The sequence below is a fragment of the Sphingopyxis sp. GW821-FHT02C12 genome (genome assembly GCF_059421785.1).
In genome coordinates this window covers 2690181-2713739 of sequence record NZ_JBWKVQ010000001.1, presented here as the reverse complement: position 1 = coordinate 2713739, position 23559 = coordinate 2690181, and the positions used below count along the sequence as shown (strand labels likewise).

At 67.4% G+C, this 23559-nt stretch carries 15 protein-coding genes; 13 read left to right on the top strand and 2 right to left on the bottom strand.

The genetic code is table 11. The features are described from left to right. The first annotated feature begins 20 nt into the window (after positions 1 to 20). The 4 genes from AC07U1_RS12950 to dacB are packed head-to-tail and all read left to right on the top strand — an operon-like array spanning position 21 to position 5273. Positions 21 to 1277 (top strand): dicarboxylate/amino acid:cation symporter, encoded by a 1257-nt coding sequence (locus tag AC07U1_RS12950; RefSeq protein WP_495176229.1) that lies wholly within the window; start codon positions 21 to 23, stop codon positions 1275 to 1277. Beyond that, complete coding sequence (locus AC07U1_RS12945; RefSeq protein ID WP_495176230.1) at positions 1274 to 2779, top strand: MFS transporter; 1506 nt, start codon at positions 1274 to 1276, stop codon at positions 2777 to 2779. The genes AC07U1_RS12950 and AC07U1_RS12945 overlap by 4 nt, the downstream gene beginning before the upstream one ends. Then, on the top strand, positions 2776 to 3804 hold the full coding sequence (locus tag AC07U1_RS12940) for a serine hydrolase domain-containing protein (RefSeq protein WP_495176231.1): 1029 nt from the start codon (positions 2776 to 2778) through the stop codon (positions 3802 to 3804). The genes AC07U1_RS12945 and AC07U1_RS12940 overlap by 4 nt, the downstream gene beginning before the upstream one ends. Then, the gene (dacB, locus tag AC07U1_RS12935; protein ID WP_495176232.1) at positions 3801 to 5273 is read left to right on the top strand and encodes a D-alanyl-D-alanine carboxypeptidase/D-alanyl-D-alanine endopeptidase; all 1473 of its coding nucleotides are present in this window, start codon (positions 3801 to 3803) and stop codon (positions 5271 to 5273) included. The genes AC07U1_RS12940 and dacB overlap by 4 nt, the downstream gene beginning before the upstream one ends. Here the strand turns inward: dacB and AC07U1_RS12930 are convergent. After that, on the bottom strand, positions 5270 to 7657 hold the full coding sequence (locus AC07U1_RS12930) for a penicillin acylase family protein (RefSeq protein WP_495176233.1): 2388 nt from the start codon (positions 7655 to 7657) through the stop codon (positions 5270 to 5272). The two genes, dacB and AC07U1_RS12930, sit on opposite strands and share 4 nt — an antisense overlap. A 402-nt stretch (positions 7658 to 8059) precedes the next feature. Here AC07U1_RS12930 and AC07U1_RS12925 point away from each other — a divergent pair, with 402 nt between their 5' ends. The 9 genes from AC07U1_RS12925 (at position 8060) to cobA (ending at position 21950) form a co-directional block, all read left to right on the top strand. Continuing rightward, positions 8060 to 11086, top strand: a complete 3027-nt coding sequence (locus AC07U1_RS12925; protein WP_495176234.1) for a TonB-dependent receptor plug domain-containing protein — start codon at positions 8060 to 8062, stop codon at positions 11084 to 11086. A 194-nt stretch (positions 11087 to 11280) separates the two neighbouring features. Further along, on the top strand, positions 11281 to 11862 hold the full coding sequence (locus AC07U1_RS12920; protein WP_495176235.1) for an ANTAR domain-containing response regulator: 582 nt from the start codon (positions 11281 to 11283) through the stop codon (positions 11860 to 11862). Beyond that, positions 11859 to 13070, top strand: a complete 1212-nt coding sequence (locus tag AC07U1_RS12915) for a CmpA/NrtA family ABC transporter substrate-binding protein (RefSeq protein ID WP_495176236.1) — start codon at positions 11859 to 11861, stop codon at positions 13068 to 13070. Before AC07U1_RS12920 ends, AC07U1_RS12915 begins: the two co-directional genes overlap by 4 nt. A 248-nt stretch (positions 13071 to 13318) precedes the next feature. After that, positions 13319 to 14554 (top strand): nitrate/nitrite transporter, encoded by a 1236-nt coding sequence (locus AC07U1_RS12910; RefSeq protein WP_495176237.1) that lies wholly within the window; start codon positions 13319 to 13321, stop codon positions 14552 to 14554. A gap of 3 nt (positions 14555 to 14557) precedes the next feature. Continuing rightward, entirely contained in the window at positions 14558 to 15760 is a 1203-nt protein-coding gene (locus AC07U1_RS12905; protein ID WP_495176238.1) for an alginate export family protein, read from the top strand. Further along, the gene (gene nirB / locus AC07U1_RS12900) at positions 15760 to 18237 is read left to right on the top strand and encodes a nitrite reductase large subunit NirB (RefSeq protein WP_495176239.1); all 2478 of its coding nucleotides are present in this window, start codon (positions 15760 to 15762) and stop codon (positions 18235 to 18237) included. The genes AC07U1_RS12905 and nirB overlap by 1 nt, the downstream gene beginning before the upstream one ends. Next, on the top strand, positions 18234 to 18575 hold the full coding sequence (gene nirD / locus AC07U1_RS12895; protein ID WP_495176240.1) for a nitrite reductase (NAD(P)H) small subunit: 342 nt from the start codon (positions 18234 to 18236) through the stop codon (positions 18573 to 18575). The genes nirB and nirD overlap by 4 nt, the downstream gene beginning before the upstream one ends. Further along, positions 18575 to 21172 (top strand): molybdopterin-dependent oxidoreductase, encoded by a 2598-nt coding sequence (locus tag AC07U1_RS12890; protein ID WP_495176241.1) that lies wholly within the window; start codon positions 18575 to 18577, stop codon positions 21170 to 21172. Before nirD ends, AC07U1_RS12890 begins: the two co-directional genes overlap by 1 nt. Continuing rightward, positions 21162 to 21950 (top strand): uroporphyrinogen-III C-methyltransferase, encoded by a 789-nt coding sequence (gene cobA, locus AC07U1_RS12885; RefSeq protein ID WP_495176242.1) that lies wholly within the window; start codon positions 21162 to 21164, stop codon positions 21948 to 21950. The genes AC07U1_RS12890 and cobA overlap by 11 nt, the downstream gene beginning before the upstream one ends. Here cobA and AC07U1_RS12880 read toward each other — a convergent pair. Next, on the bottom strand, positions 21938 to 23551 hold the full coding sequence (locus tag AC07U1_RS12880) for an arylsulfatase (protein WP_495197735.1): 1614 nt from the start codon (positions 23549 to 23551) through the stop codon (positions 21938 to 21940). The genes cobA and AC07U1_RS12880 overlap by 13 nt on opposite strands. Positions 23552 to 23559 lie beyond the last annotated feature (8 nt).

Here is a 23559-nt window from a genome sequence, read left to right as displayed (position 1 = left end):
GGATCGGGGCACAGGGGCGAATGACGGGACTGCTTCGCCGCTGGGTCGCGGTGCCGCTGTGGCAAAGGGTGCTTGGCGCGCTCGCGATCGGCGTGGTGCTGGGACTCGTCTGGCCCGCCGCAACCGGAGCGATCGCCATCGTCGGCGAACTCTTCGTCCGGCTGATCCGGATGCTCGTCGTCCCGATCGTCTTCATCAGCATCGCATCGGGGGTCACTGCGCTCGCCGACCCGCGCAGGCTGGGATCGGTCGGCGCACGCACCGTCGGGATGTTCGCGGCGACGACCTTTTTCGCGGTGTCGATCGGCATCATCGTCGGCCTGCTGCTCGAACCCGGCAAGGGCGCCGCACTTGCCGGTGCGGTCCCGCATGCGCTGGGCGAACCCAAATCGCTGCACGACCAGCTCGTCGGGATCATCCCCACCAACATCGTCCAGTCGCTGGTCGACGGCGACATGCTGGCGATCATCTTCTTCTCGATCCTCTTCGGCTTCGGCGTCATCCTGGCGGGCGACGAGGGGAAGCCTATGGCCGACTTGCTGCAATCGGCGGGCAAGGCCCTGTTCCACGTCGTGCGGATCGTCATGGAGGTCACGCCGTTCGGTGTCCTCGCGCTGATCGCCAAGGCCGTGGCGGACAATGGCGTCGCGGTCTTCGCCAACATCGGCTGGCTCGCGGTGGGGGTCGCCGTCGGCGTGCTGCTGCAAATCCTGCTCGTGCACATACCGCTGCTCGTCCTCGTCGCGCGGCGGCCGGTGCTGCTCTTCTACCGCACGATCGTCGATGCCCTCGCGGTCGCCTTCTCGACCGCCTCCTCCGCCGCCACCCTGCCCGTGGCGCTGCGCATCGCGCTCGAGGATTTGAAGATCGCACCCGGCGTCGCCAAGACCGTGCTGCCCATCGGCGCCAGCATCGGCAAGGACGGCACTGCCATGTACGTCGGCCTGCTCAGCATCTTCGCGTTGCAGGCGGTGGGGGTCGAGCCCGACCTCCAGATGCTGCTCGTCGTCCTGCTCACCGGCGCACTCGCGGCCTTCGGAACGGCGCCCATCCCCTCGGCCTCGCTGTTCATGCTCGCTGCGGTGCTTTCGGCGGTCGGCGTGTCGCCCGAACAGACCGCGCTCGTCGTCGGCTTCGTCCTGCCCTTCGACCGCCTGCTCGACATGACGCGCACCGTCGCGAGTGCGAGCGCTAACCTGACCGTCACCACCATCGTCGCACGCTGGGAGAAGGCGGACGAGACACCACCGCCCGCTGACACAAGACCCCCGCCATGACGACGACGCTCGCGGCCGGCAGCCCGATCGAAGGGCTCCCCTTACCCGCCAGGCCCTCCGCACGGCGTCTGTTCGGCCTCTACCTGCTGCTCGGCTTTGCCGCCGGGCTGCCCTTCTACATGTTCAACGCGGTGCTTACGCTTCGCCTGTCGAAACACGGCGTCGACATCGTCATCATCGGTTTCTTCGCCTGGATCGCGCTGCTGCCGACCTTCAAATTCCTCTGGGCGCCGTTGGTCGAGCGCTATGACGTGCCCGGCTTTGCGCGCTTCTGGGGGCGGCGGCGCGGGTGGATCATGTTGTCGCAACTCGGCATCTTCACCGCGATGGTCGCCATGGCCTTCACCTCGAACGACAAGAGCCTGCCGCTCACCGCCCTCTTCGCGATCCTGCTCGCTTTCTGGACGACGACATTGGAGGTTGCCGCCGACGGCTGGCGCATCGAACTTGCCCCGACGCAGGCCGAACAGGCACCGATCGTCGCGGCGAACCTGTGGGGCTATCGAAGCGCGATGGTCGCGGCCGGCAGCGGCGCAATCCTTGTCGCGGCGCGTGCCGACTGGACGGTCGCCTATCTGGTCATCGCCTTCGCCGCCTTCCTGCCCTTTCCGATCCTCGCCGCGATGCGCGCCGAACGCGACGGCGCGACCGGCCGCGTGCCGGCGCTCCTCGCCGGCATCGGCGCCAGCCTCCTGATCCTGCTTGGCGCGGCGCTCGTCACGGCGGCCGCCGGCTGGCTGCTGCTGTCAGCCGCCGAAGGCGCGGGCATCTCGGCCAAGACCAATGTCACCCCGGTCGTCCTCGCCGTCGCTCTGCTCCCCTTCGTCCTGCTCGCACTCGCGCTCCCCCGCATCAATCGCCTCAGCGCGGATGCGCTCGCGGGCAAATCGGGTTTTGCCGCCCCCTATGTCGAACTGTTCTGGCGTTATGGCTATGCGGTGCTCGCGGTGCTCGCCTTTGTCTCGCTCTATCGCATGGGCGACGTGCTGACGCTCACCCTGTCGCACCCGCTGTGGAACGAAGCGGGCTACAGCCTCGAACAGATCGGTTTTGCCGACGGCGTCGTCGCGCTCTCGGCGAGCATGGCCGGGGTCGCGCTCGGCGGCCTTCTGTCGACGCGGCTGTCGCTCGGCTGGACGCTGGGCATCGGCGCGGTAACGGCGGCGGCGGGCAACTGGATCTATGTTTGGTTGTGGCACAGCGAAGCGTCCGCCTTCGTCCTCTATACCTCGGTTGCGATCGACCAGTTCGGCAATGGTTTCGCGGGTGCGGTGTTCGTCATCTATCTGTCGATGCTGGTCAGCCCGGCCCATCCGGCGGCACAATATGCGCTGCTCTCCGGCTTCGCCTTCCTGCTGCCCCGCCTGCTCGCGGGTGCATCGGGGTCGATGCAGACGCAGATCGGCTATGACGGCTTTTTCCTGCTGTCGGGGGCGCTGAGCTTCGCCGCGATCTTCCTGTTGCCGGTCATCGTCCGCGTGAAGGCGCGCGCGGCGACATGACGCTGCAGGCCATCTGCGACGCGGGCGTTGCGCCCGCCCTTGAAGCCGTCGAAAGCGGCCGCATCCCCGGCGCGGCGCTCGGCGTCGTCGATGCCGACGGCCGCACCGCCGTGCGCCTTACGGGCATGGCCGCGCTCGTTCCTGACCGCGAGACGCTGACCCGCGACCACTGGTTCGACCTCGCCTCGCTGAGCAAGGTCATCGCAACGACGACGATCATCCTGACCCTCGCCGAACAGGGCCGACTCGATCTCGATCGCGCGCTGACCGACGCGATCCCCGACCTGCGCCAATATGACGTCGCGGGCGCCGCCGAGCGCCGGCTGACCTTCCGTGACTGCCTGATGCACCGCAGCTTCCTGCCCGCGGTCGAGCCGATCTATACCTATGGCGACGACCCCGCGCGGCTGCGCGCCTTCGTCCTCCAGCGCGAATGGCGCCACGGGCCGCCGGTCTATTCGGACATCAATTTCATCCTGCTCGGCATCGCGATCGAACGGATCACCGGCGCGCCGCTCTCCGCTTGGCCGCTCGGCGAAGCACTGGCTTTCGGTCCGCCGCCCGGCCCGGCGGTCGCGACCGAGCATTGCAGCTGGCGCGAGCGCGTCATGAAGGGCGAGGTCCACGACGAAAACGCCTATGCCCTCGGCGGAGCGCCCGGCCATGCCGGGCTGTTCGGCACCGTCGACGGCGTGCTGGGCTTCGCGGCCGCGATGCTGCGCGGCGAAATCCTGTCGCCCGCGATGATGGCCGAGATCCGCACGGCGGGCGAAAACCACCGGACCTGCGGCTGGGAGCGCGCCTTTGCCGGCTGGCACGGCGGCGACGCCTGTTCGGCCGAAACGATCGGACACACCGGCTTCACCGGCACCGGCCTGTGGATCGATTTCGAGCGCGGTCTCGCCTGGACGCTGCTCACCAACCGGGTCCACCCGACCCGCCACTTCGACAGCGGCATCGTGGCGCTCCGCCCCGCCACGGGCAACGCCCTCATCACTGCATGGGACGAACGGACAGACCGATGAAAATGACGATCAAAAGCTTCGCCCTCGCCTCCGCCCTCGCGCTGTCGCTCGCCACGGCCCACGCCCAGACGGCACCGGCCGCACCGCTGCTCTCCACCGTCGAACAGACGCTCGCCACGGGTCCCACCGGCACGCGCTACGGCCTGCTCGTCACGACGCTCGACGGCGAAACGCTTGTGTCGATCGCCCCCGACCAGCGCTTCATTCCGGCGTCGAACACCAAGATGTTCACGACCGCCATCGCCTATGCCGAACTGCCACTGCTCCAGCAGACCGCAAAAGGCACGGGCGTAAGGCTCGAAACGGCCGCCGATGGCAAGGTCGACGTCGTGCTTCATGGCCGCGGCGACGCGGTGCTTTCCAGCGCCGACGACTGCAAGACCGATTGCCTCCAGACGCTCGCCGACGCGGTCGCCGCGAAGACGCGCCATGTCCGCAACATCGTCGGCGACGACAGCTGGTTCCCCGACGAACGCTGGAGCCCGGGGATGAGCTGGAACAATATCCAGTCGCGTTACGGCACCGGCATTTCGGCGCTGACGCTCGACGACAATGAACTGGTGCTCAAACTCGCACCGGGCGCGCTGGGTGCGGCGCCCGCCATTCAGGCCCCGGGCTACTACAGCATCGAAAATCACGTCACGACCGTCGCGGGCAAGGAGGACAAGGTCGCCGCCGACCGGATGCCTAACAGCCGCATCCTGCGCCTGACCGGCACCATCGGCGCCGAGGCCGCGCCGATGACGCTGCGCTACGGCATCGACGATCCGGCGCATTATGCCGCGTGGCGCCTCAGCGAATTGCTGCGCGCGCGCGGCGTACGCGTCGACGGCGACATCGCGGCCCGCCACCGGCCGCTGACCACCGCCGACGATCCCAAGACCCGCGACGGTGCGCCGGTCGCGCTGCCCGCCGAACCCGCGATGCTCGCCGAATTGGCCGCGCCGTCGCTCGCCGAGAATATGATCCGGATCAACAAGGAGAGCCAGAATCTCCATACCGAACTGATGCTGCGCCGCGTCGCGCGGCAAACCGGCAGCGGTTCGATCGCCGACGGCCAGGCGGTGATGCGCAAGGTCATGGGCGAAGCGGGCCTCCCCGCCACCAGCTATTTCTTCGCCGACGGGTCGGGCATGTCGAGCTATAACCGCATCACCCCGCGCGGCGCGGTCGGCCTGCTGAGCTGGATATCGCGCCAGCCGTGGAGCATGGCCTGGCGCGAGACGCTGCCGATCGCCGGGCGCGACGGCACGCTGCAGAACCGCTTCAAGGGCACGATTCTCGAGGGCAAGCTCTTCGCCAAGACCGGATCGCTCAACGCCTCGCGCGCCGTGTCGGGCTACCTCGTAACACGCAGCGGCAAGACGCTCATCTTCTCGGCGCTGGCCAACGACATACCCGGCGAACTGGACAGCCAGGCCACCGCCGCAGTCGACCGCGCCCTCGTCGCGATCGCCGAAGCGCTCTAGGCGGGCGCGAGGACCAGCCGTGTGGAGGCATGACGGTCGACCGCCGCCTTGCTAAACCACAAAGGCTGCATCTCGCCAGCGAGCCATTTTGGATAGAAGTCGCGGTAGCGCGGCGAGCGCGGATCGGCCGACTGGCCGGGCAGCAGCAGGAAGCGGCTGTTGTCCCACGCGCCGACGTCGGCGACGAACAAATAGCTCGCGCCATGCGTCACATCGAAGCCGCGCCGAGGATTGAAGCCGCGCGCCATCGGCGTGTTCCAGTCGCCGCCCGAGCGCCCGCCCATGATCTTCGGGAAAGCCGCCGCAATCGCGCGGTTCGAGGCCGCGAGCGGATGCTCGATCGTCACGCGGTGCAGGTCGCCCCAGCGCCAGCTCGCCGGATCGGGTCCGCCGACTTCAACCGCCTTTTTCCACCCCGCGGCCAATGCGCCATCGACCAACGCATCGCGCGCCACGGCGGTATCGTCGCCGAGGCGCTTGTCGGGACCAGCGAGCATGCGCAGCATTTCGGCGAGGTTGAGCGAAGTCACCAGATCGCGAGCGGCGGCGGGCACAACGCGATCATAGACCGCAGTCGACAGCAACGGCAGCACCATCTCATAGAGCAAAGCCGCAGCGCTGTCGGCATCGATCCCGCAATCCCAGCGCTTGAGCAGCGCCGCCGCCTCTGCCGCTTCGGCCGACGGCGTAGCGGGCAGCATCTTGACGAGCACCCGCGCCGGCAGTGACTGGACGTCGTGCTGCAGCGCGATGCTGTCCTCGATCCGGTGCTTGGGCTGCGCGCGCAGCACTTCGGCGCAGCGATCGTAGCGGAAGGGATCGCTCCAGCCGAAGCTGATGATCCGCTCGCGATAGGGATAATCCGCCGGCAGGTTCATCTGGTTCGCCGAGGCGAACCAGCCCTCGGCGGGGTTATAGACGTGCGGCATATCCTCGACAGGCAGAATTCCCGTCCAGTCGAAATCGCCATCGCCCGGCGCGGGAAACAGCCCGTCGTGCTTGGGGCGGCGCGGGGTGAACCCGATCGTCTGCCAGCCGGTGTTACCGTCAACGTCGGCATAGTGGAGGTTGGTCGGCGAGACGTGCAGCTTGAACGCCTGGCGCAGCGACGCCCAGTCCTTCGATAAGTTGATTGCGATGATCGCGAACCGCATGTTCGCGCCCGGCAGCATGCTGACGGTGGCAAAGGCGACCGCCCGCCCCCGCGCCGCGTCCTCCGACACGATCGGGCGTCCCGCTGCGTAGCGCAGCGTCACGCGCTCGGACGGCGCACCCTTGACTGCGATCTCGTCTTCGAACGTCTCGAATTCCCGCCACGCGCCCTTGTGCCAATATCGGCCGGGATCGCCCTCCTTGGTGCGCAGGATGAACAGGTCGGTCTGGTCGATGTGGAAATTGGTGCGACCAAAGGCGAAGCGGTCGGTGTGCCCCTGCATGATGCCCGGCAGCCCCGGCGCGCCGGCGCCGATGACGTCGAGGCCCGGCGCCGACAGATGGCACATGTGACGCGGGCTGGCGCGACCGATGCCCAGATGCGGGTCGTTGGCGAGGATCGGCCGCCCGGTGGCGCTGCGCGACGGTGCGATCGTCCAGGCGTTGCTGCCGAGCGCGAAGCGGTCGCCCCAGCGTGTTTCGGGGTCGAAGCGCGCCTCCTGTAACGGTTCGAAGCCCCCCGGACGGTTGGCGGGGTCGAGCAGGCCAAGGTCGGCATTACTCACCGCCGCGGTATCAAGCCCCTCGGGTACGGTGAAGGACCAAGCCGGACGCAGCGGTGCCATCAGTTGGTCGGCGTCGAGCAGTCCGCGCGCGTGGAGCTGCGCCCGGCGCACCTCGTCGTCGGCGTCGCCCATGCTGATGCCGCGATTGCGCACCAGATCGCCGATGTCCCAGCGCAGCGGGCTGATCCCGAGAATGCCATATTCGAGCGGCAATTCCGCCGGATTGGCCGCCAGCTCGTCGATCCGGGCGTTGACCCCGGCAACATAGCCCATCGCGCATTCGAGCACATCGGGCGACAGCGCCGCCAGCTCGGCGTCGATATCGCCGCGATAGAGGAACAGCCGCGCCGCCGTGTCGGCGGCGACGAAGCGCGGTCCGAACGCCTCGGCCATCCGGCCCATGTCGCGGCGATGCTCCATGTCGATCTGGAACAGGCGGTCGCGCGCGACCAGATACCCCTGCCCGAAGAAAGCGTCGTGCAACGAGGCGGCGCGGACGTGCGGCACGCCCAGTTCGTCTTCGATGACCTCGACCAGCGCCCGCGCGCCGGACAGCCTGACGGTGCGCGCGTTCTTGCCGCCCTTTACCGCGGGTTTTGCCAAAAGGGTTCCGGGCAGCGCGACAAGCGCAACCGAAGCCAGCAGAAACGCACGGCGCTGGATCAACAGAGCCTCCCCGATAAGAATTGAAGATGACGAGGCGACCCTATCGCAGCGGAGTGCGGCCATGCCATAGCAAGCGGACCGCGCCCTATAACTGCAAGCTATTCCGCGCCCGGCCTTCATCGATTTCGGCGACGCTATGCCTTGGGGCTATAGGTCCATATCGCTAGGGTAATCGCGAAGCTGTTGACCGGCGGTAACCACCCTGTAACCTCCCCGTCACGGAACGGTCTATCCGCGCACCTCGAACGCGGCGATAGCCGGGCCGATACGATGAATATCACGAAAACATAAGAAGGCGGAGCCAAGAGCCCGCCACGCGGTCAGGTGGGACAATAGGGCTAGCCGCGGCACGCACTGGCGGTGTGCGGCGTAGCCTTTGGGCAATTAAGGGGACTTGTTAACATGCGTGATCTTGGACGAATTCGTCGGCCGCTGGGCCGTACATGCCGCTTCGGCGCGGTGATGACCGCGCTGGCGCTGGTTCACAGCGCGCCGGCGTTGGCACAAGAGGCCACCGCCACGCCGAACAGCGGCGAAGCGGCCCCCAGCGAGCAGATCGTCGTCACCGGCTCGCGCATCGCCCGCGACGGGTTCCAGGCCCCCACCCCGGTGATCGTGCTGACGAAGGAAGATATCCAGAACACCTCGCCGTCGAACAACATCGCCGACTTCGTCAACCAGCTGCCGCAACTCGCCGGATCGACGAAGCCCGGCAACTCGCGCCTCAACATCTCCAACGGCTCGGCGGGCATCAACGCGCTCAACCTGCGCAACCTGGGCGAGAGCCGCGTGCTGGTCCTCGTCGATGGCCGCCGGTCGGTCGGTTCGACGATCTTCGGCTGGGTTGATATCAACACTATCCCGCAGGCGCTGATCGAGCGCGTCGAACTGGTGACCGGCGGCGCATCGTCAGCCTATGGTTCGGACGCCGTCACCGGCGTGGTGAACTTCATCCTCAACAAGAAGATGGAGGGGCTGCGCATCAGCGGCGACATAGGGCTCACCGACAAGGGCGACGGCTTCAACTATTCGGGCAGCGTCGCTGGCGGCACCTCCTTCGCCGACGGCCGCGGGCATATCGTCTTCAACGCCGAAATCGCACATCAGGACGGCATCTACGAAATCGACCCCGGGGATCGGCCGTGGAACCACAAGGGCTATCTGGCCATTGCCAACCCCGCATATACGACGACCAATGGCCAGCCCGCCTTCATCACCTTCCGCGAGAATGCTGGTCAGACCAATCAGGCCCCCGGCGGCTTCATCACCGCATCGACCGGGACCTCGACCAATGCTTTGCGCGGCAATTATTTCGGCCAGAACGGCCAGGTCATCCCGTTTCAATATGGGTCGTTCAACTCGCCGGTGCTGAACACCAACGGCACTGGCTCCCCCGTCACGCGCACGGTCGGCGGCGACTGGCGCGTCAACGATTCGGGCCGCCGCATCGGCCTCGCGCCAAAGGACGACCGCTGGGGCGTCTATGGCCGCACCAGCTTCGACGTATCGGATGGCCTCACGCTGTTCGCCGAAGGGTCGTACAACAAGCAGGAAGTCTTCTTCAACGCCGGCCCCAACCTGGGATCGGCGACTCTCAACACCATCGGTTGCACGACCATCCCGGTCCCGACCACCTGCAACGCCTTCGCCCTGCAGACGCTGGGCGCGGCACGGCTCACCGGCGTCAACAGCATCAGCATCACGACCACCGCGGCCGACCTGCCGTTCCGCGGCATCAACAACAAGCGCCAGGTCCAACGCTACGTCGTCGGTGCCGAGGGCGAGTTCGACGCCTTCGGCAAGGCGGCACGCTGGGACATCTTCGGCCAATATGGCCGCTCGGATGTGCGCGAACAGCTGCGTAACATCATGCATGTCACGCGCATGGCGAATGCGACGAATGCGGCGTTTGCGCCCGCCGGCAATGCGGGCGGCTACGCCGTCGGATCGATCCAGTGCCTGATCAACGTCGACACCGACACCACCAACAATGACCCGACCTGCGTGCCGCTCAATCGCCTTGGCATCGGCGTCGCCAATCCGGCGGCGATCGACTATGTGCTCGGCGATCCGTTCCGCAAGCAAGTGCTCGAACAATATGTCACGGGCGCCAACCTGTCGCTGACGCCCTTCGCCACCTGGGCGGGCGACGTCAGCATCGCGATCGGCGGCGAATATCGCGAAGAGAAGATCCGCGGCAGTGTGCCGACGGAGTTCCAGCCGATCGCGACGGTCGACGCCAATGGCCGGCCCGGATTCCGCAACGCCTGGTCGGTCGGCAACTATCTGCCGTTCAAGGGCAGCTATAATGTGAAGGAAGCCTATCTCGAAACGCTGATCCCGCTGGGTTTCGGCCTCGAATTCAACGGCGCGGTGCGCGCGACCGATTATTCGACGTCGGGTTATGTCACCACCTGGAAACTCGGCGCGACCTGGGCGCCGATCGAGGACATCCGCCTCCGCGTGACGCGGTCGCGCGACATTCGCGCGCCGAACCTGAACGAGTTGTTCCAGGCCGGCACCGCGAACAGCGATTCGGTACGCAATCCCAAGTTCAATTCGGCCGATCCGAACAGTGGTCCACAATTCTTTCCCTATTCGGGCCTGACGACGGGCAACCTCGCGCTGGAACCCGAAAAGGCCGATTCGTGGAACATCGGCGGCGTGATCACGCCGCGCTTCCTGCCGGGCTTCAGCGCATCGGTCGATTATTTTCGTATCAACCTGCAGGATGCGATCGACACCATCAGCGCGCAGGAAGTGGTCAACCGCTGTGACGAAGGGGTCCAGGCGTTTTGCGACGCGATCACCACCGATCCGACGCGCTCGACCCCGACGGTGCCTTATCTGCTCATCCGTACCCAGCCCTTCAACTATGTGCGCCGGCTGGTGCGCGGCATCGACTTCGACGCCGCCTATCGCCTGCCCGTGGGTGAAAGCAGCAGTATTACGCTGAAAGGGACCGCGACGCGCTACATCGAGAATCTGGCGGAAACGGGCATCGCCGGGACCACGCCGGTCAACACGGTGGGGGCGAACGGCGGTCAGGCGAGTACACCGAAGTGGATATTCCGCGCCAACGCCAATTATTCGACCCCGACCTTCTCGGGCACCGTGACCGGTCGCGGCGTCAGCTCGGGCAAATATCTGGCGAACGCGATCGAATGCACAAGCGGCTGCCCGACCTCGACCAGCCAGAACCCGACCTATGACAACAACCGCGTCAAAGGGACGTTCTACGTCGACCTCAACCTGACTCAGAAGATCAAGGTCGGCAACGCATCGGAGGCGGAGTTCTTCTTCAACGTCACCAATCTGTTCGATGCCAACCCGCTGCTGCTGCCCGAAACGGGCCTCGCGGCGAACAGCACCTTTTCGGACCTGCTGGGTCGTACCTACCGCGTCGGCGTCCGGTTCAAGCTGGACTGACGCGCATCCAACCAAGGGAGAAAGGGGGGCCGGCGTTGCTCCCCTTTTTTTTGGTCGATGTGGAGGCTTTGACGCGGCGCGAAACCAAAGCGCAGGTTCGAAAACTCTGCATATCGGCCATGATACAGCGTCTATATGTCGCCATATCGGCTTAGCTCTGGCGAATTCGAACGCCGCACCGTAAAGGCGCGGCCATGAAGATCGCGATCATCGACACCAGCACGACGCGCGCCGCGATCATCTCGGATGGCCTGCGCGAGGCCGGACTCGACGATCTGGTGCTGATCGATCCCGCCGGGCCGCTCGTCGCGCAGGTCGAGGCCGCGAAGCCCGAGGTTGTCCTGATCAACCTCGAAAACCCCAGCCGTGACCTGCTTGAGGATTTCTTCGCGATGTCGCGCGCGCTTGCGCGCCCGATCGCGATGTTCGTCGACCAGAGCGATGCCGAGGTGACGGGCGCGGCGATCGATGCCGGCGTCTCGGCCTATGTCGTCGACGGCCTGTCGAAGCAAAGGATCAAGCCCGTTGTCGAGCTTGCCGTCCGCCGCTTCCAGGCCTTCTCGCGGCTCCAGCGCGAACTCGACGATGCCAAGAACGCGCTCGCCGAACGCGCGGTGATCGACAAGGCCAAGGCGATCCTGATGAAGCGTCGCCAGGTCGACGAGCCCGCCGCCTATGCCCTGCTGCGTGGGCAGGCGATGCGCACCAACCGCCGGATTTCGGAAATCGCCGAAGCCATCGTGACCAGCGAAGCGCTGATGGGAGACATGGAATGACCGCCGAGCGCTTCCGTATCGGCTTCCTGCCGCTCGTCGACGCCGCGCTGCCGATCCTCGCGCACGAACTGGGCTTCGCGGCGCGCGAAGGCGTGGCGATCGAGCTGGTGCGCGACATGACCTGGGCGACGGTGCGCGACCGGCTGCTCTACGGCCATACCGACGCCGCGCATATGATCGCGCCGCTCGCCATCGCGACGACGCTCGGCAAGGATCGCCCCGCCGTACCGCTCGCGGTGCCCTTCGTCCTGGGGCTCAACGGCAACGCCGTCACATTCTCGGCCAGGCTGGCGGTAGAGACCGGCCTGACCGCCGCGCTGGGCGACCCGGTCCGGATCGGCGCGGCTTTGAAGCAGACCGCCGACGCGCGCTTGGCGGCGGACAAGCCGTTGCGTTTCGGCGTCGTCCATCGCTATTCGAGCCATAATTACATGCTGCGCTACTGGCTCGCCGGCGTCGGCATTCGGCCCGATCAGGACATCGAGATCGTCGTCACCAGCCCGCCCTTCGCCGCCGACGCGCTCGCCGCAGGCGAAGTCGACGGTATCTGTGTCGGCGAGCCGTGGAACTCGATCGCGGTCGATCGCGGCGTCGGCCATATCGCGCTGGCAACCGCCCAAATCTGGCGCCGCGGCGTCGAGAAGGTGCTCGCGATGCGGGCCACGATCCTCGACGAACGCCGCGAGTCCGTCGAAGCGCTGGTTCGCGCCCTGCATGCGGCGGCGGCGCATTTCATCGAACCCGGCACGGCCGAGGAAAGCGCCGACATATTGGCGCGGCCCGAATATCTCGATGCGCCGCGCGATGCCGTCCTTCGCGCGATCACCGACCGCATCCGCCTGACCCCCGGCGGCGAACCGGTCCATTATCCCGACTTCATGTTCCAATATCGCGAGGCAGCGAACTTCCCCTGGCGAAGCCAGGCCGCATGGCTCTACTCGCAGATGGTGCGCTGGGACTATATGGCGTTCGACAGCACCGAAGCGGCGGCCGCCGGCAACGTCTTCCGGCCCGACGTCTATCGCGCCGCGCTGGCAGGCTCCGGCGCCCCGCTTCCGGGCGCCAGTTCGAAGCTCGAAGGCGGCCTCCACGAACCGATCGGCGCGGGGTCGACGCAGGGCCGCCTGACGCTTGGCAGCGACCGCTTTTTCGACGGCCGCGCCTTCGATCCCGACGATATCGAGGCCTATCTCGCTGAACTTCCATAGCTTTTATTTTATGCTGCACGTGCGAAATAACCGCTTGCGGGAAACCCACGAATCAGGCAGCTTAAACGCACTCGGCAAGGCTGCCGGGGCAGGATAAAGCGGCGACGGCTCCAACGAGGGGGCTGGCCCGCGCGGCACATGGGGAGCCTTTCCCTATAATCCCAACAGGCAATGAAGCCGTCAGGATGCGCCCGCGTGGCCGCCGTCCTGGCGGCTTTTTTATTGCCCGTCACACAAGGGGACGGACGATGACGACGATCAGCGGGGGCAGCGGAACGGGGCCCAAATCGAATTTCTGGACCAGCGGTCACTGGCCGACTTTGGTCGCCGCCTTTCTCTATTTCGACCTCGCATTCATGGTCTGGGTGATGCTCGGCCCCCTCGCCCCCGCGATTTCCGAAGACCTCGGCCTCAGCCCCGCGCAAAAGGGGCTCATGGTCGCGGTGCCGACGCTGGCAGGGGCGCTTCTGCGCGTCGTCAACGGCCTGCTCGTCGACCGCATCGGGCCGAAGCGCTCGGGCGCGATCAGCCAGCTCATCGTCATCGCCGGGCTGTTCACCGCCTGGGCGATGGGAGTCCACAGTTTCGCCGGCACCCTCGCGCTCGGCGTGATCCTCGGCTTCGCCGGCGCCAGCTTCGCGATCGCCCTCCCCCTCGCGAGCCGCTGGTACCCGCCCGAGCATCAGGGCAAGGCGATGGGCTTCGCCGGCATGGGCAATTCGGGCACCGTGCTCGCCGCGCTCTTCGCCCCCGGCCTCGCCAAGCTGTTCGGCTGGAACGCGGTGCTCGGCCTCGCCTGCATCCCGCTGACGATCGTCTTCTTCGTCTATCTCGCGATGGCGAAGGACGCGCCAAACGCGCCCGCGCCGAAGAAGCTGGTCGATTATTTCGAACCGCTCAAGACCGCCGACGCTTGGTGGCTGATGGCCTTTTATTCGGTGACTTTCGGCGGTTTCGTCGGGCTCGCCGCCTCGCTTCCCATCTATTTCACCGACCAGTTCCACCTGACCCCGGTGATGGCGGGCTATTGCACCGCGGCCTGTGTGTTCGCCGGATCGCTGGTGCGCCCGATGGGCGGCGCGCTCGCCGACCGGATCGGCGGGGTGAAGGCGCTGATGATGGTGTTCGTCGTCGCCGCGCTGGCGCTCGCCGGGGTGCCGCAGGCCGCAACCCTGCCCGCCGCGCTCACCCTGTTCGTCATCGCGATGCTCGCGCTCGGCACCGGCAACGGCTCGGTCTTCCAGCTCGTGCCGCAGCGCTTCTCGGCCGAGATCGGGGTGATGACCGGGCTCGTCGGCATGGCGGGCGGCGTCGGCGGCTTCTACCTCGCCTCCTCCTTGGGCTTCGCCAAGCAGTGGAGCGGCAGCTTCGGCCCCGGCTTCTACATCTTCGCGGGGCTCGCCGTCGTCGCGCTGGTCGGGCTGATCTTCGTCAAGGGCCAGTGGCGCGCGACCTGGGGCGCGGCCGAAGGCGTGCGGATCTAAATCATGACCCGCACCCTTTTCATCCTGCTGGCGCTCGCGCCGGCAGGGGTGGCGCACGCCCAGGACGTCACCCTCAAGCCGCTCGGCGAGGCCCGGCTCCGTTACGAGAGCGTCGACCAGGACGGCCTCGCCGCCGAAGCCGACGCCCTGACCCTGCGCGTCCGCGCCGGGGTCGAGGCGAAGGCCGGGCGCTGGTCGGCGCTCGTCGAAGGCCAGAGCAATCTAGGACTTGTCGATGAGTATTTCGACGGCCTTCACGGCGCCGCGACGCGGCCGCTGGTGGCGGATCCCGAGAATATCGCCCTCGCCCGCGCCCAGCTCCGCTACGCCTCACCGACCTTCGGCCTCACCGCGGGGCGCCAGCGGATCGCGCTCGACGACGAGCGTTTCGTCGGCGCGGTGCCCTTCCGCCAGAACGGGCAGAGCTTCGACGCGGTCCGCGCCGAAATCACCCCGGCCAAGGGTATCAAGGCCGACCTGACCTATGCCTGGAGCGTCCGCACCATCTGGGGCATCGATGGCGCGGGCGCGCGGCAGCAAGCGGTGTCGGGCGACAATGTCTTCGGGAATCTGAGCGTCGCGACCCCGGTCGGCAAGCTCGCCGCCTTCGCCTATCTCGTCGATCAGGACGAGGCGACGGTGCAGGGTTTCCGCATGTCGAGCCAGAGCTATGGCGTGCGGCTCGACGGCAGCCAGAAGCTCGGCAAGGCGAAGATCGCCTGGCAGCTGAGCTATGCGCGCCAGTCCGACTGGCACCGCAACCCCAATGATTATTCCGCCGACTATTGGCTCGCCGATGTCGCGGTCGATCTTGGCGGCCCCCGGGTCGGCGTGGGCTATGAAATACTCGGCGCCGACAACGGAATTGCCCTCACCAGCTTACAGACCCCGCTCGCCACCGGGTTCAAATTCCAGGGCTGGGCGGACAAATTCCTCGCCACCCCGCCCGATGGCGTGCGCGACCTTTATGCGAGCGCCGGCTGGGGCTGGCAGGCCGTGGGGCCGCTCAAGGCGGTGACGCTGCAAGCGGTGTACCACGACTATCGCAGCGACCGGGCCAGCCGCTCCTATGGCGACGAGATCGACCTGCTGGCGAGCGCCAAGCTCGGCAAATTCACCGCCTCCGCCCGCTACGCACATTATGACGCGCGCACTCTTGCCACCGACACCGACAAATTCTGGCTGCAACTGGACTGGATGCTCTGATGGAACACCGCCCCCTCAAACCCGACGCCGACACGCGCGAGCATCTCGTCGTCATCGGCAACGGCATGGCCGGCTGCCGCGCGGTCGAGGAACTGCTCGCGCGCGATCCCACCCGCTACCGCGTCACGATCTTCGGCGCCGAACCGCGCGTCAATTATAACCGCATCATGCTCTCCCCCGTCCTCGCGGGTGAGAAATGCTTCAACGACATCGTGATCAACGACGCCGCATGGTACACCGACAACGGCATCGCGCTCGTCGCGGGCGATCCCGTCGCGGCGATCGACCGCGCGGCCAGGACCGTGACGACGCGCGGCGGGCTCAGCGAAAGCTATGACCGGTTGCTGATCGCCACCGGCTCCGACCCCTTCATCATCCCGGTGCCCGGCAAGGACCTGCCCGGCGTCATCGCCTTTCGCGACATGGACGATGTCGACACGATGCTCGCCGCCGCCGATGCGGGCGGCGACGCGGTGGTGATCGGTGGCGGTCTGCTCGGGCTCGAAGCCGCGCATGGCCTCAGCTTGCGCGGCATGAAGGTCACCGTCATCCACCTGATGCCGACCTTGATGGAGCGCCAGCTCGACGAAGCCGCCGGCTGGCTGCTCAAGAACGCGCTCGAAGCGCGCGGCCAGGCGATCCTGACCGGCGCCGACACCGCCGAGATCGTCGGCGACGGCAGGGTCGAAGGCGTGCGACTCAAGGACGGTACGCTGATCCCCGCCAGCCTCGTCGTCATGGCGGTCGGCATCCGCCCCTCGGTCGCCATCGCCCGCGACGCCGGCCTCGCGGTCGGGCGCGGCATCCAGGTCGACGATCATATGGTGACCAGCGACCCCGCCGTGCTCGCGGTTGGCGAATGCGTCGAGCATGACGGACAGGTCTATGGCCTCGTCGCACCCTTGTGGGATATGTGCCGCAGCCTCGCCGACGGCCTCGTCGAGAAACCCAGCGGCTATCGCGGCTCGGTAACCTCGACCAAGCTCAAGGTGTCGGGCATCGACGTCTTTTCCGCCGGCGACTTCTCGGGCGGCGACGGATGCGAGGACATTGTCCTCCGCGACGCGAGCCGCGGCGTCTACAAGCGCGTGATCGTCAAGGATGACCGTATCGTCGGCGCCGTCCTCTATGGCGATACCGCCGACGGCAACTGGTATTTCGACCTGCTCAAACGCCAAGAGGACGTCTCCGACCTTCGCGACCTGCTGATCTTCGGCCAGGCCTTCGCCGCGGGAGGCGGCGCGGCGGACCCTAAGGCGGCCGTTGCGGCGCTCTCGGACGATGCCGAGATTTGCGGCTGCAACGGCGTTACCAAGGGCCATGTCGTCTCGTGCATCGCCAAGGGTGCGCACAGCCTCGACGCGGTGCGCGGCGGTTGCAAGGCGTCGGCAAGCTGCGGCTCTTGCACCGGCCTCGTCGAAAATCTGCTCGCACTGACGCTCGGCGACGACGTCCAGTCGGGGCCTAGAAGCATGTGCAAATGCACCAGCTTCGGCCACGATGACGTCCGCCGCGAGATCGTTGCGCAGAATATGCGCTCGATCCCCGAGGTGATGCAGAAACTGCACTGGACGACCCCCGACGGCTGCTCGTCGTGCCGCCCGGCGCTCAATTATTATCTGCTCTGTGCGCTGCCCGGCGACTATGTCGATGACCAACAGAGCCGCTTCGTCAACGAGCGGCTGCACGCCAATATCCAGAAGGATGGCACCTACTCGGTCGTCCCGCGCATGTGGGGCGGACTCACCAACCCGCGCGAGCTGCGCGCGATCGCCGACGTCGTCGAAAAGTTCAACGCCCCGATGGTCAAGGTCACCGGCGGCCAGCGGCTCGACATCTTCGGGATCAGGAAGGAGGATCTGCCCGCCGTCTGGGCCGACCTCAACGCTGCCGGAATGGTCTCGGGCCACGCTTATGGCAAGTCGCTGCGCACGGTGAAGACCTGCGTCGGGTCCGAATGGTGCCGCTTCGGCACGCAGGATTCGACCGGGCTCGGGGTCAAGGTCGAACGGATGAGCTGGGGCAGCTGGATGCCGCACAAGTTCAAGATCGCGGTGTCGGGCTGCCCGCGCAACTGCGCCGAGGCGACGATCAAGGATTTCGGCATCGTCTGCGTCGACAGCGGCTACGAACTGCATGTCGGCGGCAATGGCGGCATCCATGTCCGCGCCACCGACCTCCTCTGCAAGGTCGCGACCGAGCAGGAGGCGATGGATTATTGCGCCGCCTTCATCCAGCTCTACCGCGAGGAAGCGCGCTATCTCGAACGTACCGCGCCTTGGATCGAGCGCGTCGGGGTCGATTATGTGAAGGCGCGCATCGTCGACGACCAGCCGGGCCGTGAGGCGCTCCGCGCGCGCTTCCTCTATTCGCAGAGCTTTTCGCAGGACGACCCCTGGGCGCAGCGCGCCGAGGGCGCCGAGGCCGAACATCACGCACCGATGGCGCGCTTCATTCCGCAAGGAGAATATGCATGACCACCGCCGAATGGCTCGACATCGGCTGGGTCGACCAGATCCCGGTGCGCGGCAGCCGCACCGTGCAGGTCGCGGGGGGCGACGACATCGCGGTGTTCCGCACCGCCGAGGGCAAGGTTTTCGCGCTGCTCGACCGTTGCCCGCACAAACATGGCCGGCTGTCGCAGGGCATCGTCCACGGCGGCGCGGTCGCCTGTCCGCTCCACAATTGGCGGATCAGCCTGTCGACCGGAGAGGCGCTGGGCGAGGACAAGGGCTGCACGCCCACGGTGCCGGTCAAGATCGACGGCGGCCGCGTTCTCATCTGCCGCGCCAGCACGCTGAAGGCCGCGGCCTGATGACGGAAGCCGTCCGCACCACCTGCGCCTATTGCGGCGTCGGCTGCGGCATCCGCGCGACGGTGACGGGCGAACGGGCGGTCGAGATCGCCGGCGACCCCGATCATCCTGCAAATCGCGGCAAGCTCTGCTCGAAGGGCACGCACCTCGGCGAGACCGTCGGCCTCGAAGGCCGCCTGCTTGCGCCCATGATCGGCACCAGGCGCGCGAGCTGGGACAAGGCGCTCGACCTCGTTGCAAAGAAGTTCCGCGAGACCATCGCGCGCCACGGCCCGGGCAGCGTCGCCTTCTACGTCTCGGGCCAGCTGCTGACCGAGGATTATTATGTCGCGAACAAGCTGATGAAGGGTTTCATCGGCACCGCGAACATCGACACCAATTCGCGCCTCTGCATGTCGAGCGCGGTGGCCGGCCACACCCGCGCCTTTGGCGAGGACATCGTGCCCGCGACCTATGACGATCTCGACGCCGCGGACCTGATCGTCCTTGTCGGCAGCAACACCGCCTGGTGCCATCCGATCGTCTATCAGCGCATCCGCGCGCGCTGCGAGGCGGGCGCCAAGCTTGTCGTGATCGACCCGCGCCGCACCGAGACCGCCGAGGAGGCCGACCTGCACCTCGCGATCCGTCCGGGCAGCGACGTCGCGCTGATGAACGGCCTGCTCGAGCATTGCCGCGAAGCCGGCGTGGTCGATGAAAACTATCTGGCGGCCCATGTCGCGGTGCCGCGGGATTTCTGGGACCAGCTTGGAGAGGGGAACGACCTGTGGTCGGTGGCACGGACATGCGACGTGCCGGCCGCCGACCTCAGGCGTTTCTATGAACTGTTCGCCGCGACCCCGCGCACGGTCACGATGTTCAGCCAGGGGATCAACCAGGCGACCGCCGGAACCGACCAGGTCAACGCGATCCTCAACCTCCATCTCGCGACGGGGCGCATCGGCAAGCCCGGTGCCGCGCCCTTCTCGATCACCGGCCAGCCCAATGCGATGGGCGGGCGCGAAGTCGGCGGGCTCGCCTCGACGCTGGCCGCGCATATGGATTTCGCGCCGGAAAACCGCGCGCGCGTCCGGCGTTTCTGGGCCGCGCCGACGATCGCCGAAAAACCCGGATTGAAGGCGGTGGATCTGTTTCGCGCCGTCGGCGAAGGCCGGATCAAGGCTTTGTGGGTGATGGCGACCAATCCCGCAGTGTCGATGCCCGACGCGAACCGTGTGCGCGAGGCGCTGTCCGCCTGCCCCTTCGTCGTCGTCAGCGACGTGATCGAAAAGACCGACACCGGGGCCTTTGCCCATGTCCGCCTGCCCGCCGCCGCGTGGGGCGAGAAGGACGGGACCGTCACCAATTCGGACCGCACGATCAGCCGCCAGCGCGCGCTGTTTTCATTGCCCGGCGAGGCGATGCCCGACTGGTGGATCGTCAAGGAGGTCGGGCGGCGGATGGGCTGGAAGACCGCCTTCACCTATGATCGTCCCGCCGACATCTGGCGCGAACATTGCCGCCTGTCGACCTATGACAATGACGGTGCGCGCCTGTTCGCACTGCCCGGCGCGGCGCAGGGCGGCACCGCCGCCTATGACGACATGATCCCCTTTCGCTGGGGCGGCGATCATGTCTTTGCCGACGGACGTTTTTCGACCGACGACGGCCGCGCACGCCTCGTTCCCGTCGCGCAAAAGCCGCTGCCCGAACCGCTCGCCAAATGGCCGCTGACGCTCAATACGGGGCGATATCGCGATCAGTGGCACACGATGACGCGCACCGGCCTCGCGCCGAAACTCGCGCGCCACCGCGAGGAGCCGCTCGTCGAGGTCCACCCCGACGACGGCGCGCGCCTCGGCCTCGCCGACGGCGGCCTCGCGCGCATCGAAACCCCCCAGGGCGACAGCCTCTACCGCGTCGCCTTCCACCCCGGCCAGCGCCCCGGCGAGCTGTTCGTGCCGATCCACTGGACCGACCGCACCGCGAGCGGCGGCCGCACCGGCCTGCTCCCCCGCCCGCTCGTCGATCCCGTGTCGGGCCAGCCGGGGTTCAAGCGCACCCCCGCATCGATCGCCGCGGTCGCCCCCAAATGGCGGGGCTTCCTCCTGCTCGCGCGCGAGCTTAGTGAGACCCCGCGCTGCCTGTGGGCGACGCGCGTCGCGGTGCCTTCCGGCGTGCTGTGGGAGGTCGCGGGCAAGGGCGACCTCAAGAGCATCGAAGCGCTGCTTCCCAAGGGCGAACGCATCGAGGCGCAGGACGCCGCGCGCGGCACGCGGCGCATCGCGATCGCCGCGAACGGCCGCCTCGCCGGCGCGCTGTTCGTCACCGAGACCGGCGAATTGCCGCCGCGCGACTGGCTGATCGCCCAGTTGTCCGCGCCCGAGGTCGCCCCCACCCTGCTCGCCGGCCGCGCGCCGGGAATGCAGGCCGACCGCGGCCCGATCATCTGCGTCTGTTTCGACATCGGGCTCAAGACGATCGTCGGCGCCATCCGCGACCAGGGCCTGGCCGAGGTCGCGGCGATCGGCGCCGCGATTGGCGCCGGCACCAATTGCGGATCGTGCCGCCCCGCGCTCGCGCGCATCCTGACCGAGGAGACCAGTAATGCCGCCTGACGACTTCCCCCCCGGCACGGTCTGGCTTGTCGGTGCCGGCCCCGGCGACCCCGAGTTGCTGACGATGAAGGCGATTCGGTTGATCGCGGCGGCGGACATCGTCTTTTACGATGCGCTGGTCGGCCCGGACATTCTTGCCCTTATCCCGCCGCATATCGAACGCGTCGGGGTCGGCAAGCGATCGGGTCGCCATTCGAAGGACCAGCCGGCGATCGACGCGATGCTCGTCGCCGCCGCGGCGGCGGGCAAGCGGGTCGTGCGGCTGAAGGGCGGCGATCCGTCGCTGTTCGGCCGGTCGGCGGAGGAAATGACGGCGCTGCGCGGCGCCGGGCATGTCGTCCATGTCTGTCCGGGCATCACCGCCGCCAGCGCCGCCGCCGCCTCGGCGGGCGTGTCGCTCTCACTGCGCGGCGTAGCGCGCGACGTCCGTTTCGTGACGGCGCACAGCCGCCGCGGCGCAGCGCTCGATCTCGACTGGCCAGCGCTCGCTGCGGCGGGCACCACCCTCGCCTTCTATATGGGGCGCGAAGCCGCGGGCGAAATCGCGCGCGGATTGGTCGATGCCGGAATGCCCGCCGCGACGCCGGTGCTGGTCGTCTGCAACGTCAGCCTTCCCGACGAAAGGCAGCTCGCGACGCGCCTCGACCTTCTCGCGCTCGCGACCCGCGCGCTGGCCGCCGACGCGCCGACGCTGATCCTCGTCGGCGAAGCGGTCGGCAAGGCACCGTCCCCGCACCCAGCCCCGGTCGCCGAAACCGAGGTGGCCTACGGCCGGTAAGGGACGGAATCGGGAAGGATGACGCCAACCGTTCTTGCATAGCTTGCCCAGGCCTCCACCAATTCGGTCCGGCGTTCGGGCTCGGCGAGCGACAGGTCGCGGGTTTCGCCGGGATCGCGGGCGATATTGAACAGGCGCCAGGTCCCGTCGCCGATGTCGGTGAGTTTCCACTCGCCGCGGCGATAAGCGCGCGATCCGAACAACTCCGCGCCCACGCCATCGTCAGGACCATAGACAGGGGCCCGGGGGTCGCGCAGCCAGCGGACCCATGACCGGCCGGTGATCGGGCGGACCGTGCGATCGCCGACCCTCGTCGCCGTTGCATCGACCCCGGCAAGTTCGAGCACGGTCGGCGCGATATCGGCGACCGATTGATATTCGGTCGCGGCGCCGTCACGCCGGGGAATGCCGAACCCGCTGACGAAAGCCACGGCGCGCGTGCCGCCTTCGCTTTGATAGCCCTTTGTGAGCCAGGAAGGCGCGGTCGCAGCCTGGGCCCAACCGGCGCCATAGGTGAGATAGGAGGTCGCCGTGCCGCGATTGGCGAAGCCGTTGTCGGCGCCTTTCAGCGCACCTGCGAGCATTTCGGCGCCGGTAGTCTCGACGTCGAGCGCCTCGGCGCCATTGTCGGCGAGGAAGATGATCACCGTATTGTCGAGTTCGCCCGCGGCGCGCAAAGCCTCGATCACGCGGCCGACATTCTGGTCGAGCCGGTCGACCATTGCGGCATAGATTTCCATATTGCGCGCGGCGAGGCGTTGCTGCCCGGCGGTCAGCGAGTCCCAGCTGCCGTCGCGGTTGCGCGGGGTGTGGGCCGCAACGCCGGGCGCCAATATGCCGAGTTCGCGTTGGCGCGCCAGGCGCCGTTCGCGCAGCACGTCGAAACCCTCGTCGTACCGCCCCTTGTAGCGGGCGATATCCTCGGGCGGCGCCTGCAGCGGCCAATGCGGCGCGGTGAAGGCCAGATAGGCGAAGAAGGGCTGGTCGCCCTGCCCTGCCGCTGGCCGCTCGCCGAGAAAATCGACCAGGCGCGTCGCGAAATAATCGCTCGAATAGAAATCCCGCGGCAAGCGCGTCAGGCGCTCTCCCTGTTCGGTATAGGTCGCCCGGCCACCCTTTTCCGGATCGGCGTCGGTCCCGAAATGATTGTGCCCGCCCTGCAGCAAGGCAAAGCTGCGTGCGAAACCGCGCGCGTGCGGATCCTGCTCAGGGGTCAGGCCAAGGTGCCATTTGCCCGAAAAGAGCGTCTGATAACCGCCGGCCGAAAGCCGCTCGGCCAGGGTCGCGACATCGCTGCGCAAATAGCCTTCATACCCCGGCTGGCCCTGCTGGTTGGGGCGGATCATCTCGGCCATCGTGCCAAGGCCGGCGAGGTGGTTGTCGGTGCCCGAAAGCAGCATCGAGCGCGTCGGCGAGCAAGTCGGCGCGGTGTGAAAACCGGCGAGGCGAATGCCCGCGAGCGCCAGCTTGTCGAGATGCGGCGTCCTGATCTCGCCGCCAAAGGCCCCGAGGTCCGAATAGCCAAGGTCGTCGGCGACGATGACGAGGAAATTGGGACGGCGCTCGGTGGCCGTGGCGGAAAACGGCACGCCGATGGTCACAAGGGTCA

Bases quoted from the DNA above. Each gene is read 5' to 3' on its own strand.
- AC07U1_RS12920 (WP_495176235.1), top strand. From the start codon at position 11,281: ATGAAGATCGCGATCATCGACACCAGCACGACGCGCGCCGCGATCATC.
- AC07U1_RS12925 (WP_495176234.1), top strand. From the start codon at position 8,060: ATGCGTGATCTTGGACGAATTCGTCGGCCGCTGGGCCGTACATGCCGC.
- AC07U1_RS12945 (WP_495176230.1), top strand. From the start codon at position 1,274: ATGACGACGACGCTCGCGGCCGGCAGCCCGATCGAAGGGCTCCCCTTA.
- nirD (WP_495176240.1), top strand. From the start codon at position 18,234: ATGACCACCGCCGAATGGCTCGACATCGGCTGGGTCGACCAGATCCCG.
- AC07U1_RS12915 (WP_495176236.1), top strand. From the start codon at position 11,859: ATGACCGCCGAGCGCTTCCGTATCGGCTTCCTGCCGCTCGTCGACGCC.
- AC07U1_RS12910 (WP_495176237.1), top strand. From the start codon at position 13,319: ATGACGACGATCAGCGGGGGCAGCGGAACGGGGCCCAAATCGAATTTC.
- AC07U1_RS12950 (WP_495176229.1), top strand. From the start codon at position 21: ATGACGGGACTGCTTCGCCGCTGGGTCGCGGTGCCGCTGTGGCAAAGG.
- cobA (WP_495176242.1), top strand. From the start codon at position 21,162: ATGCCGCCTGACGACTTCCCCCCCGGCACGGTCTGGCTTGTCGGTGCC.
- dacB (WP_495176232.1), top strand. From the start codon at position 3,801: ATGAAAATGACGATCAAAAGCTTCGCCCTCGCCTCCGCCCTCGCGCTG.
- AC07U1_RS12940 (WP_495176231.1), top strand. From the start codon at position 2,776: ATGACGCTGCAGGCCATCTGCGACGCGGGCGTTGCGCCCGCCCTTGAA.
- AC07U1_RS12890 (WP_495176241.1), top strand. From the start codon at position 18,575: ATGACGGAAGCCGTCCGCACCACCTGCGCCTATTGCGGCGTCGGCTGC.
- AC07U1_RS12905 (WP_495176238.1), top strand. From the start codon at position 14,558: ATGACCCGCACCCTTTTCATCCTGCTGGCGCTCGCGCCGGCAGGGGTG.
- nirB (WP_495176239.1), top strand. From the start codon at position 15,760: ATGGAACACCGCCCCCTCAAACCCGACGCCGACACGCGCGAGCATCTC.